The organism is Spirosoma endophyticum, from assembly GCF_900112365.1.
Taxonomy (GTDB): domain Bacteria; phylum Bacteroidota; class Bacteroidia; order Cytophagales; family Spirosomataceae; genus Spirosoma; species Spirosoma endophyticum.
Genome location: NZ_FOLQ01000006.1, coordinates 261200 through 277676, shown reverse-complemented (window position 1 = coordinate 277676; position 16477 = coordinate 261200). Strand labels below are relative to the sequence as shown.

14 protein-coding genes are annotated in these 16477 nt (G+C 45.4%); 9 read left to right on the top strand and 5 right to left on the bottom strand.

Translation table 11 applies throughout. The features are described 5' to 3' along the window. Positions 1 to 2 precede the first annotated feature (2 nt). A complete protein-coding gene (porN, locus tag BM202_RS17905; protein WP_093828537.1) occupies positions 3 to 1046 on the top strand; it encodes a type IX secretion system ring subunit PorN/GldN in 1044 nt (347 codons plus the stop codon). A gap of 75 nt (positions 1047 to 1121) precedes the next feature. Here porN and uvrC read toward each other — a convergent pair whose 3' ends face one another. The 3 genes from uvrC to porW all read right to left on the bottom strand — a co-directional run bounded on the left by uvrC (position 1122) and on the right by porW (position 7796). Continuing rightward, a complete protein-coding gene (uvrC, locus tag BM202_RS17900; RefSeq protein WP_093828535.1) occupies positions 1122 to 2933 on the bottom strand; it encodes an excinuclease ABC subunit UvrC in 1812 nt (603 codons plus the stop codon). A gap of 142 nt (positions 2934 to 3075) precedes the next feature. Beyond that, a complete protein-coding gene (locus BM202_RS17895; protein WP_093828533.1) occupies positions 3076 to 5433 on the bottom strand; it encodes a penicillin-binding protein 1A in 2358 nt (785 codons plus the stop codon). A gap of 101 nt (positions 5434 to 5534) precedes the next feature. After that, positions 5535 to 7796 carry a type IX secretion system periplasmic lipoprotein PorW/SprE gene (porW, locus tag BM202_RS17890; RefSeq protein WP_093828531.1) on the bottom strand — a complete coding sequence of 754 codons (2262 nt, stop codon included), beginning with the start codon at positions 7794 to 7796 and terminating at the stop codon, positions 5535 to 5537. A gap of 116 nt (positions 7797 to 7912) precedes the next feature. Here porW and BM202_RS17885 point away from each other — a divergent pair, with 116 nt between their 5' ends. From BM202_RS17885 to atpH, 6 genes are all read left to right on the top strand, one after another. Then, the gene (locus BM202_RS17885) at positions 7913 to 8188 is read left to right on the top strand and encodes an AtpZ/AtpI family protein (protein WP_093828762.1); all 276 of its coding nucleotides are present in this window, start codon (positions 7913 to 7915) and stop codon (positions 8186 to 8188) included. A gap of 67 nt (positions 8189 to 8255) precedes the next feature. After that, on the top strand, positions 8256 to 8618 hold the full coding sequence (locus tag BM202_RS17880) for a hypothetical protein (protein ID WP_093828529.1): 363 nt from the start codon (positions 8256 to 8258) through the stop codon (positions 8616 to 8618). A gap of 19 nt (positions 8619 to 8637) precedes the next feature. Then, complete coding sequence (atpB, locus tag BM202_RS17875) at positions 8638 to 9759, top strand: F0F1 ATP synthase subunit A (RefSeq protein ID WP_093828527.1); 1122 nt, start codon at positions 8638 to 8640, stop codon at positions 9757 to 9759. An 82-nt stretch (positions 9760 to 9841) separates the two neighbouring features. After that, positions 9842 to 10102: an ATP synthase F0 subunit C gene (gene atpE, locus BM202_RS17870; RefSeq protein WP_093828525.1), complete on the top strand. Its 261-nt coding sequence runs from the start codon at positions 9842 to 9844 to the stop codon at positions 10100 to 10102. Between the two features lie 164 nt (positions 10103 to 10266). Beyond that, complete coding sequence (locus tag BM202_RS17865) at positions 10267 to 10761, top strand: F0F1 ATP synthase subunit B (RefSeq protein ID WP_093828523.1); 495 nt, start codon at positions 10267 to 10269, stop codon at positions 10759 to 10761. Between the two features lie 6 nt (positions 10762 to 10767). After that, positions 10768 to 11307 carry an ATP synthase F1 subunit delta gene (atpH, locus tag BM202_RS17860; RefSeq protein ID WP_093828521.1) on the top strand — a complete coding sequence of 180 codons (540 nt, stop codon included), beginning with the start codon at positions 10768 to 10770 and terminating at the stop codon, positions 11305 to 11307. Positions 11308 to 11452: 145 nt separating this feature from the next. On the opposite strand, the gene BM202_RS17855 is transcribed toward atpH, so the two are convergent. Next, a complete protein-coding gene (locus BM202_RS17855; protein ID WP_093828519.1) occupies positions 11453 to 11911 on the bottom strand; it encodes a GNAT family N-acetyltransferase in 459 nt (152 codons plus the stop codon). A 79-nt stretch (positions 11912 to 11990) separates the two neighbouring features. Here BM202_RS17855 and BM202_RS17850 point away from each other — a divergent pair, with 79 nt between their 5' ends. Continuing rightward, positions 11991 to 13214, top strand: a complete 1224-nt coding sequence (locus tag BM202_RS17850; protein WP_093828517.1) for a DUF6786 family protein — start codon at positions 11991 to 11993, stop codon at positions 13212 to 13214. Positions 13215 to 13255: 41 nt separating this feature from the next. Here BM202_RS17850 and BM202_RS17845 read toward each other — a convergent pair whose 3' ends face one another. Further along, positions 13256 to 13906, bottom strand: a complete 651-nt coding sequence (locus BM202_RS17845; protein WP_093828515.1) for an oxidoreductase — start codon at positions 13904 to 13906, stop codon at positions 13256 to 13258. Positions 13907 to 14035: 129 nt separating this feature from the next. Between BM202_RS17845 and BM202_RS17840 the strand changes: the two genes are divergently transcribed. Further along, positions 14036 to 16453 carry a TonB-dependent receptor plug domain-containing protein gene (locus BM202_RS17840; protein ID WP_245776703.1) on the top strand — a complete coding sequence of 806 codons (2418 nt, stop codon included), beginning with the start codon at positions 14036 to 14038 and terminating at the stop codon, positions 16451 to 16453. Positions 16454 to 16477 lie beyond the last annotated feature (24 nt).

Below are 16477 nucleotides of genomic sequence, written 5' to 3'. Positions count from 1 at the left end.
CAATGAAACAAGTTAGAGCGATAGCCGTAACCGCTGCACTTCTGGCGGTAGCAGGTGGAGGGGCAATGGCGCAGGAGAAAGCAAGCACCGGCACTAACGCGCTGTCGGTTCGGGCAATCAACGAGAACGATATTATGATGAAGAAGACCCTTTGGCGTCGTATCGACCTGAAGGAGAAGCAGAATCAGTCGTTATTCTCAAAGAATAATGAAATATCCAAGTACCTGATTGAGGCGATGAAAGCTGGTTTAATCGATGGTTATGAAAATGACTCGGTGACAACCAAACTGACGCCTGAGAAATTTCAAAATAGACTGATCATGCCGAACACAGGTGGTGGTTTGTCGAAAGAGGAAATCGAAGCTGGTTTTGGTAAAGAAGGAACAGCTGGTGCAACAGATGGTTGGGATACCAAAAAAACAGATCCCAAAACAGCTGCTAAACCCGCTGACGATGGTTGGGGAACCCCTAAGAAAGCAGCAACTCAACCAGCCGACGATGGCTGGGGCGCACCTAAAAAGAAGACTGTAGCCAAAAACACAAAAGGTAAAAAGGGCAAAGTAGTCCAGCAACCAATTGTGGAAGCTCCAAAAGTTGATACGGTTGCTAAAGTAGCCGCTGTTCCAACTGGTGATGAATACTTTGCAAAAGAATTCAACATCATGGAAATCAAGGAAGACTGGATTTTTGATCGGAAGCGTTCACGTTTGTATTATGATATTCAAACAGTAACGATCTATCTGCCTTCAGATAAAAACGCGGCTGGTGTAGAAACTCCACTAGCTACGTTTAAGTACAAAGATCTGGATAAGTTGTTCCGTAGCGATCCGAAAAAATTCATTTGGTACAATCCACAAAACCAGGCTCAACATAAGAATCTGGCCGATGCTTTCGATTTACGTTTATTCTATGGTCGGATTACAAAAGTGGCCAACCCAGGTGATACAGACTTAGTAGGAATGTATGGAGACCGGGAAGGTTTGCTGAAATCCTATCAAACCGAATACGAACTGATGGAAACCGAGCATAGTCTCTGGGAATATTAAAAAAAAGCGGCTGGAAAGCCGCTTTTTTTGTATGATGCAACCTTGAGTGAGCGGCTTTATAGCCGCTTTACTTTTTTACCCGTTTTCCAACGTGTCAAAATAGTGTTTCAGCTTAATTGCCCGATCTTTTCCAACCACTTCTGCAACGTCATCAAGCGTGGCTTCACGGATTTTTTTGACTCCTTTAAAATGCTTCAGTAACTTGGCTGCGGTTTTCTTGCCAACTCCTTCTACATTTTCCAGCTCACTAATAAGACTATTCCGGCTACGTTTATCCCGGTGATACGTAATAGCGAATCGGTGAGCTTCATCACGAATCCGCTGAATGAGCTTGAGTGATTCGGATTTCTTATCAATATAAAGCGGTAAGTTATCCTCGGGGAAATAAATTTCCTCCAGCCGTTTGGCAATGCCAATTACAGGTACTTTACCATATAAATCTAACGCTTTCAGCGCGTCGCAGGCAGCGCTAAGCTGGCCTTTTCCACCGTCAATGACAATTAGATCGGGCATGTCGGTTCCTTCTGTCAGTACGCGGGTGTAGCGACGTGTAACAACCTCAAACATACTGGCAAAGTCGTTGGGTCCAACAACGGTTTGAATCGAAAAATGGCGATATTCTTTGTTGGCAGGTTTACCGCCAATAAAACATACCATTGCTGATACAGGATTTGTGCCTTGAATATTCGAGTTATCAAAGCACTCAATACGGTTTGGAAGCGTTTTTAATTGTAAATCCTGCTTCAATCGGATTAGGACGCGATCTTTTTTGCTGGCGTTAGCCGTGGCTTCAGCGGCTGCGCGTTCCTGCCGTTCACGTCGGAAATAAAGCACATTCTTCAGCGACATATCGAGTAATTTCTTTTTGTCGCCAATTTGTGGAACAGTAACCTCCGCCTTTAAATCTACATCAAGTGGTACGTTCGATATAATCTCTTTCGCTTGGTTTCCATACTGCTCCCGAAACTCAATGATCATCATCGCCAAAAGATCAGCGTCCATTTCATCGAGTTTTTTCTTGATCTCAACCGTATGTGTCTGAACGATTGTCCCATTGACAACCTTCATAAAATTGACATAAGCCGAAATTTCATCAGAAGCAATGGAGAAAACATCCGCATTCTCAATTTTCGGATTAACAACCGTTGATTTACTTTGAAAACGCTGTAATACGTCAATTTTATCCTTGTATTTCTGCGCCTGTTCAAAGGCTAACTCGTTAGCGGCTTCAACCATGCGCGTTTTAAAGTACTCCTGCGCTGGTTTAAGATTTCCTTTTAAAATATGGTGAATCTGTTCAACGTCACTATCGTAATCTGCCTCGGCCTGCTTTCCTTCACAAGGTCCTTTACAATTGCCAATATGATACTCCAGGCAAACTTTATATTTGCCCGCTGCAATATTTTCGGGAGCAAGATTGTAATTACAGGTACGAATAGTAAACAGTTGGCTAAACATATCCAGCACTGTATACATGGGCTTCAGATTGGCGAATGGACCATAGAAAGTGCCCTGCTTGCGATCAATATGCCGAGTGGTGATAACGCGAGGGAAATGCTCATTTGTAACGCAAACGAATGGATAAGTCTTATCGTCGCGTAACAGAATATTAAACTTCGGCTGGTAGCGTTTAATAAGTTGATTTTCAAGCAGCAGCGCATCAAATTCAGTATGCACAATGGTAAACTCAATCTTCCGAATCTGACTCACCAGACGTAGCGTTTTTCGGTCGTGTTGCTTTGAGTTTGTAAAATAACTACTAACCCGATTCTTCAGGTCTTTCGCTTTGCCGACATAAATCACCTCGCCCGATAGGTCGAAATATCGGTACACGCCAGGTTCGTGGGGTACTTTGGTTAATTCTGTTTTATAGTCGAATTCAGCCATGCTGTATGCCGACCAAAATGATCAGCTGATTGATATGCGGTCGTTACCGATGGTCGGTATTACAAAACAACCTATTCTGGCTAAAGGTTGCCTGATTATTTACATAAAAAAAGCCAGCATTCTTGCTGGCTTTTTTTATGTTTTATTGCAAAATTTCTTCTTCGTCTTCGGGTACAACCTTAGGTGGAATATACCGTTGAGAAGAGTCAATATGATATCCACCACAATCAATTTTGAAGTTATTAGGCTTGCGGAACGGTTCCGGTCGATAGCTGGTCAATGTAGGATCTTTGTATATTTTTTGCATATACATGGCCCAGGCAGGCATAGCTTGTCGACCACCTTGCCCTAATTCAATCGTGCGAAAGTGAATCGGTCGGTCATCGCCACCAACCCATAGGCCCGAAACCAGGTGCTGCGTCATGCCCATGAACCAGGCATCGGAATAATTCGACGTAGTACCAGTTTTAGCCGCAATCTCATTACCGCCGTCCAGTAGTTTGTATTGCGTCCGTAGCCGTTGGGCTGTACCGCTTGGTTCTTCAACAGCTCCCCGCATGAGATGCAACATTTCGTAGGCGCGGTTGGCACTAATAACCTGGTTGGCATCTGGGTGGAATTGCTTTAACACGTTGCCGTTTTTGTCTTTAATTTGCCAGATTACCATCGGTCGAACGCGCATACCGCCATTCGCGAAAGCACAGTAAGCAGCCACCATCTCATACACTGACACGTCGCCAGTTCCCAGGCACAGTGTTGGGTTATTGGGTAGATCTTTGCTTTCGATTCCCATGTCGTGCGCATATTTAATGACCGTTGCGGCACGGGTTTTTTTGATCAACTGAGCGCTTACCGTATTAATGGATTGGCCTAATGCTTCTCGTAACGACAAACTTCGGAAACTATATTTGCCATTCGAATTTTTTGGCATCCAAGGCGGCCCGCCATTATTATCCTCTCCATGGGCAAATACTGTCGGCTGGTCGACAACATGGCTACAGGGTGTCACAAAGCCCTGATCCATAGCGGTTAAATAAACGAATGGCTTAAACGTCGATCCCGGCTGACGTCGGCTTTGGCGAACGTGGTCAAACTTCATGTGTTTGAAGTTGATACCACCAACCCATGCTTTTACGTAACCAGAGCGCGGGTCCATCGACATAAAACCGGTGTTAAGTAAGCGTTTATAATACTTGATGGAATCTAGCGAACTCATTGTTGTATCTTTCTCGTTACGCCGGCCGCCGTATACGAAAACCTTCATTTTGACGGGTTTGCGCATCTCCTGCCAGATAGCCTTCTCATCGTTGCCGTAAGCGGCTTTCAATTGCTTGTAACGAGTGGTACGACGAGCAACAGACTCAATAAAGCCTGGAATTTCGACGTATTTCTTCGTTCGTGGGTCTTTTTGCACCCACGGGTTACGTCCGCGCCAGTGCTCATAAAACTTTTTCTGCTGATCACGCATATTGGCCATAACGGCTTCTTCGGCGTAAGCCTGCATACGGGAGTCGATAGTCGTGTAAATTTTTAGACCACTCGTATACAGGTCCAGTTCAGAACCTGTATTTTCTTCGTTATACTGCTTAATCCACCGTTTAATATCCTCTTTAATTACTGACCGAAAATAAGCCGCCATGCCTGTATTCTGATTCTCAACGCTGAAGTCCAGTTTTAATGGCTTATTCTTATACGTAGTGAATTGATCGTTGGTCAAAAACTTGTACTTTTTCATCTGCCCTAACACTACGTTCCGTCGGTCTCTGGTACGTTCTTCAAACAGACGCGGATTGTAAAAGGTCGGATTTTTAAGCATACCCACCAGCAAAGCTGCTTCTTCCACGGTCAAATTCCAAGGCTCCTTGCTAAAATAGGTTTTTGCTGCCGTCTTGATACCATACGTATTGTTTCCGAAAGAAACCGTGTTGAGGTACATCATCATCACCTCCTGTTTGGTATAGTTTCGTTCCAAACGTACGGCCAGAATCCACTCTTTGGTTTTTGCAATGACAAGACTGATAATGGGAATATGTCCCAATACGCCACGCAGTTCTTCCTGCCGGGTATCAAACAGGTTCTTGGCTGTTTGCTGGGTAAGCGTACTGCCACCTCCTGAACTTGACGCGTCTTTGAACGTCAGGAAGCCACTAACAGCCCTAAACAGCGACCGGGGGTCGATGCCAGAGTGTTTGATGAAACGAGCATCTTCGGTAGCCAGTAGAGCCGATGTAACGTTGGGCGACACTTGCGAAATTTCAATGGGCGTTCGGTTTTCAACGTAGTACTTTCCCAACAGTTGGCTATCGGCTGTGTATACTTCGGAGGCTTCTTCACTTTTCGGGTTTTCAAGCGCTTTCAAACTTGGCATGCCGCCAAAAAGCCACAAAAAGTTATAACTGACGGCTACGATATAGAGAACCAACAAGGCAACGCCAAGCAGCGATAATCGCCAGAGATTTCGGATTATGTTCCGGTAGGGACCGGGAGCAAGTTCAAACATTACAGGTGTTTGGGATTATGGTTTCAGCGTATGGTTTTCGGAAGCTAAGACAAGATTTACGGAACGTTGTAAACCTAAAACTATAAACTGTAAACCCAACTTTATTTTCGTTTTGCCGTCGTTTGGTCGGCCGCAATCTGCATTTCTTTTGCCCTTGGCACTAACTGGCTAGCTGGGTAATCGCGCACAAAGTCAGCCAGTGCCTGCCGGTATTCATCGACGCTTTTGACTTTGCCCAACAGCATGACACGTAGCAGCGCTAATTTATCTTCTAATTGCGTGCCGGCTAAACTACTCAGGGCCGTTTCTGCCTGGGCTAATGCCTCGGTTGACTTATTGTCTTTATAAAGTTCGTAAATAGCGGTGTATGTTTTCTGGGCCTGCGCTTCAGAATTTGTTGTCGGAGCAGTGGCAGCTAATCGGCCAATTAAACGGGCATAAGATGAATTTGGATACTCGGTAACCAGTTTATCTTTCCAGGCAGATGATTTGCTCAATTGGTCATTCGAGAGGTGGAGGAGATAGTACACCTCTGGTTTTTGAAGCGTATTTGGGTATCGCGTCAATAGTTGTTCAAACGTAGGAATGGCATCTGCAGGCTGATTGAGTTGAAATTTGTATAGTTTGCCTAATTTGTATAGGGCATTCTCAATCCGCTGATTTGCTTGTGTCTGTGCTTCTATCGTAAACGGGATTTTTGCCATCATGGCATCTTTCCTGGTCTTTTGCCCAGCAACGAGACCTGTAGTAGCAGTTGTTGCGGTAGGTGTATCCAGTTGAGGCTGTAGCGGTGCATTCGGATTCACCGCATTGGCGGGTACGCTTCCGTTGATCGGGCTGTTTACATTAGCTATCGACTCCGAGGCTTCCTTATTGCTACGTCGCCAGTTGTCTTCAAGAAGGCGGTTACCCCAACGCACTGAAAATTCCTGCCGTCCCTGACTTAGGGCTACGGGATTGTATAGAACCCAACGTTCGGACGGTTGCAGATTAGAATTAGTGGCTCCCGCTACGGAAGCTGGCCCGCCTTTCGATGCCAGTTCTGTAGCTTTCTGTGCGGCAAGCGCTTGGTCTTTAGCTTCTTTATCCTGCTGATCAATAACCTTGTTCAGTAGTTTGTCGAGTGCAGCCGGGTCCATCTGTGCCATATGTAGCAGGCTATCATCGGTTCGGATGGTAGTTTTGTATTGCACGAATTCATCCAGCGTATTTTTTCGATTTAGCAACGCTGTGTATTCGGGGGATTGCTTGGGAAGCAACGTGAGTGCACTATCGTAATATACTTTTGCTTTGGAATAATCGGTTTTCTTCTCAAAATACAGTTTTCCTATTTCCAGATACGTATAGGGCACTTGCTCTTTATTAACACCCGCTGCCTGAATAGACTGGCTGTAATATTTAATTGCCTGATCGATCCGACCGCTACGGGCTTCGAGCAAACCCATTGTAAAATAGATCTTATCTTTCAGGTCGGTATTCTTACGGTCGTTCAGCATATTGTCAAACGTTTCTGCTGATTGCGCCATTTTCTTTTGATCACCCGTCAAACCATTGCTTTGAATGGCGAATAAGTTCGCATAAAAAGAGAGATCATAGGTAGGTTGCGACTTTAATACCTGGCGATAATGGTCAACCGCTTTTGCTGGCTGACCTATCAGATCATAAAGCTGGCCGGCAATCAGGTGTAATCGGGCGGTCGCTTCATTCTTTTTCAGAACGGGGAAGGTGGCCTCTAAAATACCAACGGCCGTTATATATTCGCCCTGACGTTCATGAAGATAGGCTTTCGTTAAGTAGAAGTCCCGGGTATTATTCTTGTCCAACGGTTGTGTACGCAGGTATTCCGCTACGTTCAATGCGTTCGTAAAATCACTCGTTTCAACGTAAGCCCGCATCAAACCCACTAGCGCCGTGTGTTTGTCGTTTTCGTCGCTACCCTTTGTATTTACGTATTTGAAGACCTCAATCGCATTCGGCAAATCCTGCTTCAGCAATCTCGCCCGGCCGATAAGAACATAGGCATTGTCGAGCCACTTGCTATTCTGATGGCGTTCGGGAATGAGGGATGCTTTCTTAATGGCGTCATCTAACTGAGGCTTTACCGATTGAATGCGCATTGAATCAATTGGTAATAGAATGGGTAATAGATGGCTATAGTTTTCCTGCCTGGTTTTAAACAGTGTCTGCTCAGCAAGATCAATCTGGTCACGGGCAATCACATACGCATTGAAATGTGCATTCAGATTGTGGTATCCTTTGCTGATCGGTTTAGTGCTGTATTGAGAACACGAAACCAGTCCGCCGGTCAGTGAAACAAAGACCGTAAGCAATAAGAACAGATGGTTACGTAAATTGCAGGACATTCGGAAATAACGCGTAATCACTCGTACTAAAACGTTCAGAGCCGACTTGACAATATAGAACGTAAGGCCAAATTAACGAATTTTGCCCCACATATTGCATGCTGCTTTTTAGTTCTATGGAAAACGACCCTGAACAATCCAATCAAAACGTACCGAACAAGCCAGTTCGGGACAATGATCCTATCAAGAAGGCAACCGAAAAAAGTACGTCGTTTGTTCAGTTCAGTGGTATTGCTTTTCAAATGCTCGGTACTATTGGCTTAGGCGTGTGGGCAGGAATGAAGTTGGACCAATGGCAAAATAATCATCGCCCTGTGTGGACTATTGTTTTGTCCTTAACGGCAATCGGGGCATCGCTTTATCTGTTCATTCGTCAGCTTACGAAAAAATAGTTTGTCAAAGGTTGCAGATCTAACCTGTTGATTTTAATGGACAACTATTGCCTGAAAGCCACTTGCCATGCTCCGTATATTCTTATTTACCATCATATTAACAATTGTATTTTTCGTAGCCGAACAATATTTTGTTGCGACTTGGTTGCACCCTAGCTGGAAGATTTTACTAATCTTCTTTTTCAGCGTCTCATTTCTAACACAACGGTTGGTAGAGACTGGTTTACAGGGTAATCGGGAGCGATTGATCCCACTCTACCTGGCCGCAACAGCCGCTCGTCTGATTTTGGGACTGGCTTTCATTGGTTTTTTTCTATTTCAGCATATTGATCATCAGCGAACCTTCGCTTTGGACTTTCTTGTACTATATATATTCTACACAGGTTTTGAGATTTGGGGCGTTACTCGTAACTTGCGACGCGATTCGTAAAAAGGATCTGTCACATCATATGATGCGTTCTTCAATTAATAAGTTTTTATTGATAACGGCTCTCATTTTGAGTTCGTTAGTTGGTGCACAGGCACAGGAGCATAACCACGAGGGTGAAACGCCCGCCAAGCAAGAAGGCGAGGCACATGCTGAAAAGGGAAAATTTAATGTGGGTGACATGATCATGCACCACATTAAAGATGATCACGGATGGGAGCTTGCACACGGCTTTACCATTCCGCTGCCCGTAATTCTTTACTCGAAAGATCGGGGACTTGAAGTGTTTTCGTCATCACGGCTAGCTCACGAACAGGTTTACAACGGGTATAAGAATGAGCACGGTAAAATTCACCGCGTCACGGAAGCCGGAGCTGTTGATCATGAAGCTAAGTTTTATAACTTCTCCATTACTAAGAACGTAGCGTCGCTGTTATTGAGTGCTATTATTATGCTGCTGCTATTTCCAGCCGTCAGTCGCGGATATGCTAAAAACAAGGGCAAAGCACCATCAGGTATACAGTCGTTGCTTGAGCCGATAATCCTGTTCGTCCGCGACGAGATTGCCAAGCCGAGCATTGGTCCTAAATACACGAAGTTCCTGCCTTATTTGTTGACGTTGTTCTTCTTCATTCTGGTTAATAACCTGCTGGGCTTGTTGCCAGGCGCGGCCAATCTGACGGGAAATATCACGGTTACCCTGGTGCTGGCTGTTATTACGTTCCTGATCGTTACGTTCAGCGGGAATAAGCATTACTGGCTCCACATTCTGAAGCCAACAGGAGTTCCGATTGCCTTGCTTCCAATTATGGTTCCGGTAGAGATTATAGGCGTTTTCATGAAGCCCTTATCGCTCATGATTCGATTATTCGCCAACATCACGGCTGGTCACATTATTATTTTGAGTTTGCTGGGACTTATTTTCATGGCCAACCACATGGGTGGTATGACAACCAGTATCGCTATTAGCCCGGTTGTTCTGTTCTTTACCCTGTTTCTTAATCTAATCGAGTTGCTGGTGGCATTTCTTCAGGCGTTCATCTTCACACTGCTCACGGCTATGTATATCGGCAGCGCAGTAGAAGATCACCACGAAGCTGATCACGGTATCGGTTATGAGGGTACTACGTCAGAATTAGGTTAATCGGTATCTATCAACTGATTAGCTTAGTTGATGGTGTTTAAGTTGCAATCTTTTGTTTCACTAATAAATCTGTTTGAATTTTATGTTCGCAATGTTGTTTTCCCTGCTGTTAGAAGCGTCTGGTAGTGTTTCAGTTATGGGTGCCGCTATCGGCGCTGGCCTGGCCGCTATTGGTGCTGGTTTGGGTATTGGTAAAATTGGTGGTAGTGCTATGGAAGGTATTGCCCGTCAGCCAGAAGCGGCTGGTCGTATCCAGACTGCCATGCTTATCATCGCGGCTCTGATTGAGGCCGTTGCCCTGTTCGCAGCTGTTATTTGTCTGCTGGTCGCTACAGCGGCTTAAGCAGACGCTAAGTTTGAGTAGGCTGGTTGCATTAGGTGCTGGCGTCACTACTCACCCGTTTCCTGGAAAACGTTCGCCCATTTGGGGTTGCCGGTGGGCGAACATTTTCCAACAAAAGATTGATACGTATTCTATTAACACTGACTTCTCCATAATTCAAACTCATGGATTTACTTACTCCCGATCTTGGCTTATTATTCTGGCAGGTGGTGGTATTCCTCGGCCTGTTTCTGATTCTTCGCGCTTTTGCCTGGAAACCCATCACAGAAAGTCTGAACGAACGCGAAAATAACATTCAAAGTGCTCTTGATCTGGCTGAAAAGACTCGTCTGGAAATGACAGCCCTAAAGGCCGATAATGAAAAATTACTGGCTCAGGCGCGTTCCGAGCGTGAAGCTATCCTCCGTGGAGCGAAAGAAACTGCCGATAAAATGCTGGCCGATTCGCGCGATAAGGCTGAATCGGAAGGCAAACGCATTCTTGAGCAGGCTCGCGAATCAATGCAGAATGAACGGCAGGCATTGGTCGCTCAGATGAAGAAAGAAGTCGTTACACTCTCGCTGGATATTGCTGAGAAAGTTCTTCGTAAGGAACTTAGTGATAAATCTGCTCAGGAGAAACTGGTAACAGATCTGGTATCTAATTCACGCTTAAACTAACCGATTATGGCTGTCGCTACAGTTGCTGCTCGCTACGCTAAGTCGTTGTTAGACCTGGCGCAGGAAAAAGGCCTGACCGAGACGATGTATAAAGACATGGTGTTCTTTAAAAATACAGTGGACCAAAGCCGTCCATTGTTGTTAATGTTAAAGAACCCAATTGTTCGTGCCGAGAAGAAGAACGCTGTTATAAAAGCAATTTTTAGCAGTCGTTTTAATCCGATGACGATGGCATTTTTTCAGATCATTGCCAATAAAAATCGGGAAGGCATTATGGATTCTGTTGCCGCGGAATTCATCAATCAATATAATTCCCTAAGAAGTATTGAACGGGCAACTATCGTTACCACGATGCCGCTGACAGATGATTTACGCAAGAAGTTTACGGCGATTGTTTTGCAAAAAACGGGCGGTAAAACCGTTGAGTTAGAGGAAAAAATAGATTCCAGACTTATTGGCGGTTATGTATTACGTTTGGGCGATCAGCAGATTGATGGTTCCATTCGCAATCAATTAAACGAGCTACGCCTGAAATTCTTGAATTAAAAACTTTGGATAGATAGTACTTGACCGAATGGGCCGCTTTTTTTTAGAGCGGCCTATTTTTTTAGGCTATATTTTTATAGGTAAATCAGGCTACCTTCTGAAAGATCATTTCGCTGGTACTGGATTATCAACGGCTGGCAACGTACTATCGAAGCATTTTAACTAATTTAAGGTGTGTGCTCTTAAAATTTTCCCGTTCATAAAACCGGATAGTGTCAATACGTTTCTGATTGGTCGTTACTTCAAGATTTACGAAGCCTTCCCGATAAGCCAACGTTTCGAGGGCTTCTACTAATTTGTGGCCAATTCGCTGATTACGAACGTCAGAGCGGACAAACAACTCCTGAATTTCGCCGACTTTACCACCGTGATGCAATAAGTACTGAACGTGACAACTTGCAAATCCAACAAGCTCTCCGCCTTGTTCAGCCACTAAATAATGGATCAATGGATTGGCTAGGTTATGGAGGAAAACGCTCTTAAAAGCGCTCTGATCTAGTATTTCGTCTTCCAGTATACACAAAAAATCATAGACAGTCGGTAGATCTCCTGTATCAGCGGGCCGTATCTGAAGGCTATGTGAAAAAGTAGATTGAGTGATCACAGTGATTTAGAGGACGTAGGCTCTATCAAATAAGATGGAGCGTTCAAGTTCGTCATTTTCCGGGTTTACTTGAATTTGTATGCATAAAATCATTGTGTTTGCTATGCTTGGTCTAGGCTTTTCCTGTTCGAGTCGGAAATCCGCAATAGAGGGCGAGAAAACCAATAATAAAGATTCTGTATCTCAATCTACCACTATGAATGCGTATGATCAGGATCGGCAGTTTTTGCGGCAGCATCACGCCGATTTGGTTGAATTAAAGATTGGGGATGCCCGAGCGCTGATTTGTCCAGCTTATCAGGGGAGGGTAATGACGAGTAGCGCCGATGGGCAGTCCAGCTATGGTTGGATTAACTACGACCTGATACGTTCCGGTAAAACGCTCCCGCATATGAATGCATTTGGGGGAGAAGATCGCTTCTGGCTGGGACCCGAAGGTGGACAATATGCGTTATTTTTTAAAAAAGGAGATCCTTTTGATGCAGCGCATTGGCAAACACCTGCCGCCATCGATTCGGAACCGTTCACGATTACCGATACTACCAGTACATCCGTTACGTTTGCCCGTAAGGTATCGTTGACAAATTATACGGGCACTCAGTTTGATATTGGTATTGAGCGGACAATTAAACTTTTATCCAGTTCCGAAATAAGTCATCAGCTAAACACACCTGTCGATTCGCTCAGGATAGTGGGTATTCAGTCGGACAATATCATTACGAACCTTGGGAAACAGACCTGGACGACACAAACAGGAATGCCATCTGTGTGGATTCTGGGAATGATGAACGCGTCGCCCGAAGCGACTATCATTATTCCTTTTCGGTCAGGGGAGGGAAAACCTATCAATGATATGTATTTTGGCAAAGTCCCAGCCGAACGGCTGCGGATTGGCCAAACGGCAGCCTTATTTAAAGCTGATGCAAAGTACCGGAGTAAAATAGGCGTGTCGCCCACACGTGTCACAAACTGGATTGGTAGCTATGACCCCGTGACCCAAACGTTAACGTTGGTGACCTATGACTTTAATCCGGACGACCGGCAATACGTTAATTCAGCCTGGGAGCACCAAAAAGAACCCTATGCAGGTGATGTGATAAATGCGTACAACGACGGTCCTATGAAACCCGGCCAGTCGCAGATGGGTCAATTTTATGAGTTGGAATCGTCGTCGCCAGCGGCTAATCTGGCTCCTGGTGCGAAACGCAAGCATCGGCATACGACCTTTCATGTGCAGGGTTCGGAACAAATATTAAATAGAATGGCCCAGAAACTATTGCTTACTGATTTATCGCAGTTATAGTAAGCATGACTACGGCCCCGGCTTCCTGTTATCTGCAAGTCCTAGAATTCCTGTAATACATCTGACTCAAATACGTGTTTGCCGGTTAGCTCCTGTTGCATGGTTAATAGTATCGCATTGGCGACTTTATCGGCATCAATACCTTTATATTTAGCCGGGATTAACGGGCTAAAAAGTCGCATAACGCCGGATGCAATACGTTCGGTGAACCGATTCTCGGAACGGTCACCAAAAAGGAGCGAAGGCCGAAAAATCAGTAGCGTAGGGTAGTTCAATGCAGCTAAGTCACGCTCAACTTCGCCTTTAACTCGGTTATAGAAAATAGAGGATGCTGGATTGGCACCCATTGCCGTAACGATGGCAAATTGCTGGGCACCGTTAGTCAACCCCAGCCGCGCAATATCCATCGGGTATTGGTAATCAACTTTACGAAAATTCTCTCTTGAACCCGCTTTCTTTATAGTTGTACCAAGGCAACAGAAGATATCGTCGGCCTGAGCGAGCAAGCCATTGGGATGATCAAAATCAAACTGAACTTCTTGTAAACGAGGATGCTGCCAGCTCAGTGACTTTCGAACTAATACTTTTACGTTGGAGTAGATCGGAGAGTCAACAAGACGATGGGTAAGCAAGTTGCCAATGAGGCCAGAGGCACCGAGTACTAACGCAGTCTTATGAGTGGGAGTAATCATGGTAAAGAAGGATTTCTGCTAAATTAGTCACTTCGTTACCATAGGAAGACACTGAACCTTGAATTCTATTCTATGCGGGCTACTTTTTCCCATTACTTATGGACATTTATCGTTCTTATCGCTGCGTCATTGATTGCATTTCGTGGCCATGAAGACGATTTTATTAAACGGTTGGTCGATCAGTTTAGAGCTTATAATCGAGAACGACCTACCGAAAAAGTGTACGTGCATACGGACCGTGATGCGTATCTGATTGGTGAAACGGTCTGGTTGAAAGGCTATATTTTAAACGGGTTTACCCATGAAGCCGATACAGTAAGCCGAGTGTTGTACATAGATTTAGTAGATCCGGTTGCCAAACGAGTGCGATTACGAGAGCAACTCCGGGCAACAATGAGTTATGCGCCCGGCCAGCTCTTTTTGCCCGATTCATTACCCGCCGGAACGTATCAGCTTCGAGCATATACGAACTTCATGCGCAATTACCCTGATGCTTATTTCTTCTCTAAAACGCTAACTATTTTGCCTTCGGATGAGAAAAGTGCTGCCGGTAGTACTACACTCCAACAGAATGGTCAACCTGATGTGCAGTTTTTGCCGGAAGGTGGACAATTGATCGCCGGAATTGAGAATCGCGTTGCCTTTAAGGCCGTCAATTCGTCGGGGCGGAGCGTAGCTGTAGAAGGGTTTATCCTGGATGCAAAAAAAGATACGGTTATTGGGTTTTCCAGTACGTTCCTGGGTATGGGTTATCTTACATTCAAGCCCGAAGCGGGACAATCCTATACGGCGTTTGTCCAGTTTAATGATGGTACCCGGAGCAACTATCCGTTACCACCCCTGAAGGCGCAGGGCGTAGTGATGCAGGTAGATAACCTGAGTCACAAGGACAATATCAAGGTGTATCTGCGCCATAACAAAACCAATGCCGATACAACCGCTAAAATGACGCTGGTAGCCCAGACGCGCGGCCAGATTGTGCAGGTGGCTATTATTCCCTTGTCTAAAAAGGCATCCTTAATCCAATTACCCAGAGCGCAATTTCCCGAAGGTATCGCGCAACTTACTTTATTTGATGAGACGCATGTTCCTGTTGGCGAGCGACTTGTGTTTATTAATAAAAGCGAGCAGATCAACATTGGCCTAATGACCAGCAAAACGAGCTACAAAAATCGGGAACAGGTTGACCTGACAATTAAGACAACCGATGCCAGTGGTAAACCCGTTGCGGCTAATCTTTCGCTTTCTGCAGTAGATGACCGGCTCGCTCCCGAAGCTGATTCCAACGGAGCAACCATTGTATCGCACCTGTTACTGGCTTCCGATTTAACGGGTGCGATTGAGCAGCCAGATCATTACTTTAATCCAGTTTATAAAGATCGCTTGACGCAACTTGACCTGTTGCTGATGACGCAGGGCTGGCGACGATTTGCCTGGACCGACGTACTGTCCGGAACGATTCCACCCATCAAATACCCAATTGAACGGGGACTGTCGCTGACAGGACGGGTTGTACGTCCGAATCAGAAAGATATTGGTGGCAAAGTGAACTTGACATTCATGATACTCAACCGCGACAGTACGAGAAGTTTTCTATCGGGACAAACGGATGAAGCGGGCTATTATGGCGCCTATGATCTTGATTTTACCGATACAACGTCCTTACTGATCAATGGCATAAAGGGGAGTGCCAACCGTAACCTGGTTATAACCCTCGATCAGCTACTTATGCCAACCGTGACAATCGCTCGCGTACCTTATAATCCGCTCGAATTTCGCCGGGATGAGCTGGCGGAGTTCATGAAACGGGCAAAGGAATATCAGGAAATTGAACGCCAGATTCGGCGTAACGGCGAGGTATTACTCCAATCGGTAACGGTGAAGGCTAAAAAATATAAGGAGCCTGACTCGCGAACTATTTATGGTACTCCCGATGCATCGGTTAAGTTTGACCAAATGAATACATCCGGTCGGCAAACGATTCTGGACGTGATTCAGGGACGTATCGCTGGTGTTCAGGTGACAGGTTCAGGCTTTAATGCACAGGTGCAGATACGTGGTGCTGCCAATTTCAGTGGGCCTGTTGCTCCCCTGTTTCTGCTGGATGGCATGCCTATGGACTTGCAGGCAATCATGGGAATTTCGGTACAGGACGTTGATCGGGTCGATGTACTAAAAGGCGCATCTGCCGCTATTTATGGCTCACGAGGGAGTGGCGGGGTTATTTCAATCCTGACCAAACGGGGAGGAGCTAACTATGATTTCACAAAAGAAGTTGCCCCCGGTACGTTGGTGGCTAAACTACCGGGCTATGCTCCAGTACGTGAATTTTATGCACCACGCTATGATGTCAAAAAGCCAGAGCATGTGCGACCTGACTTCCGCACTACGTTGTTTTGGGCACCTATGATTCAGACCAGTGCCGATGGGCAGGCAACGGTATCCTTTTTTACGTCCGATGCCAAAACTACCCTGCGACTGCGGGCCGAAGGCGCAACCACGGGCGGCATGCCCGGCGTAGGACGGGGAATAGTGCGGGTAGAATAGTAATCTCATCAGTAGGTTTTAACC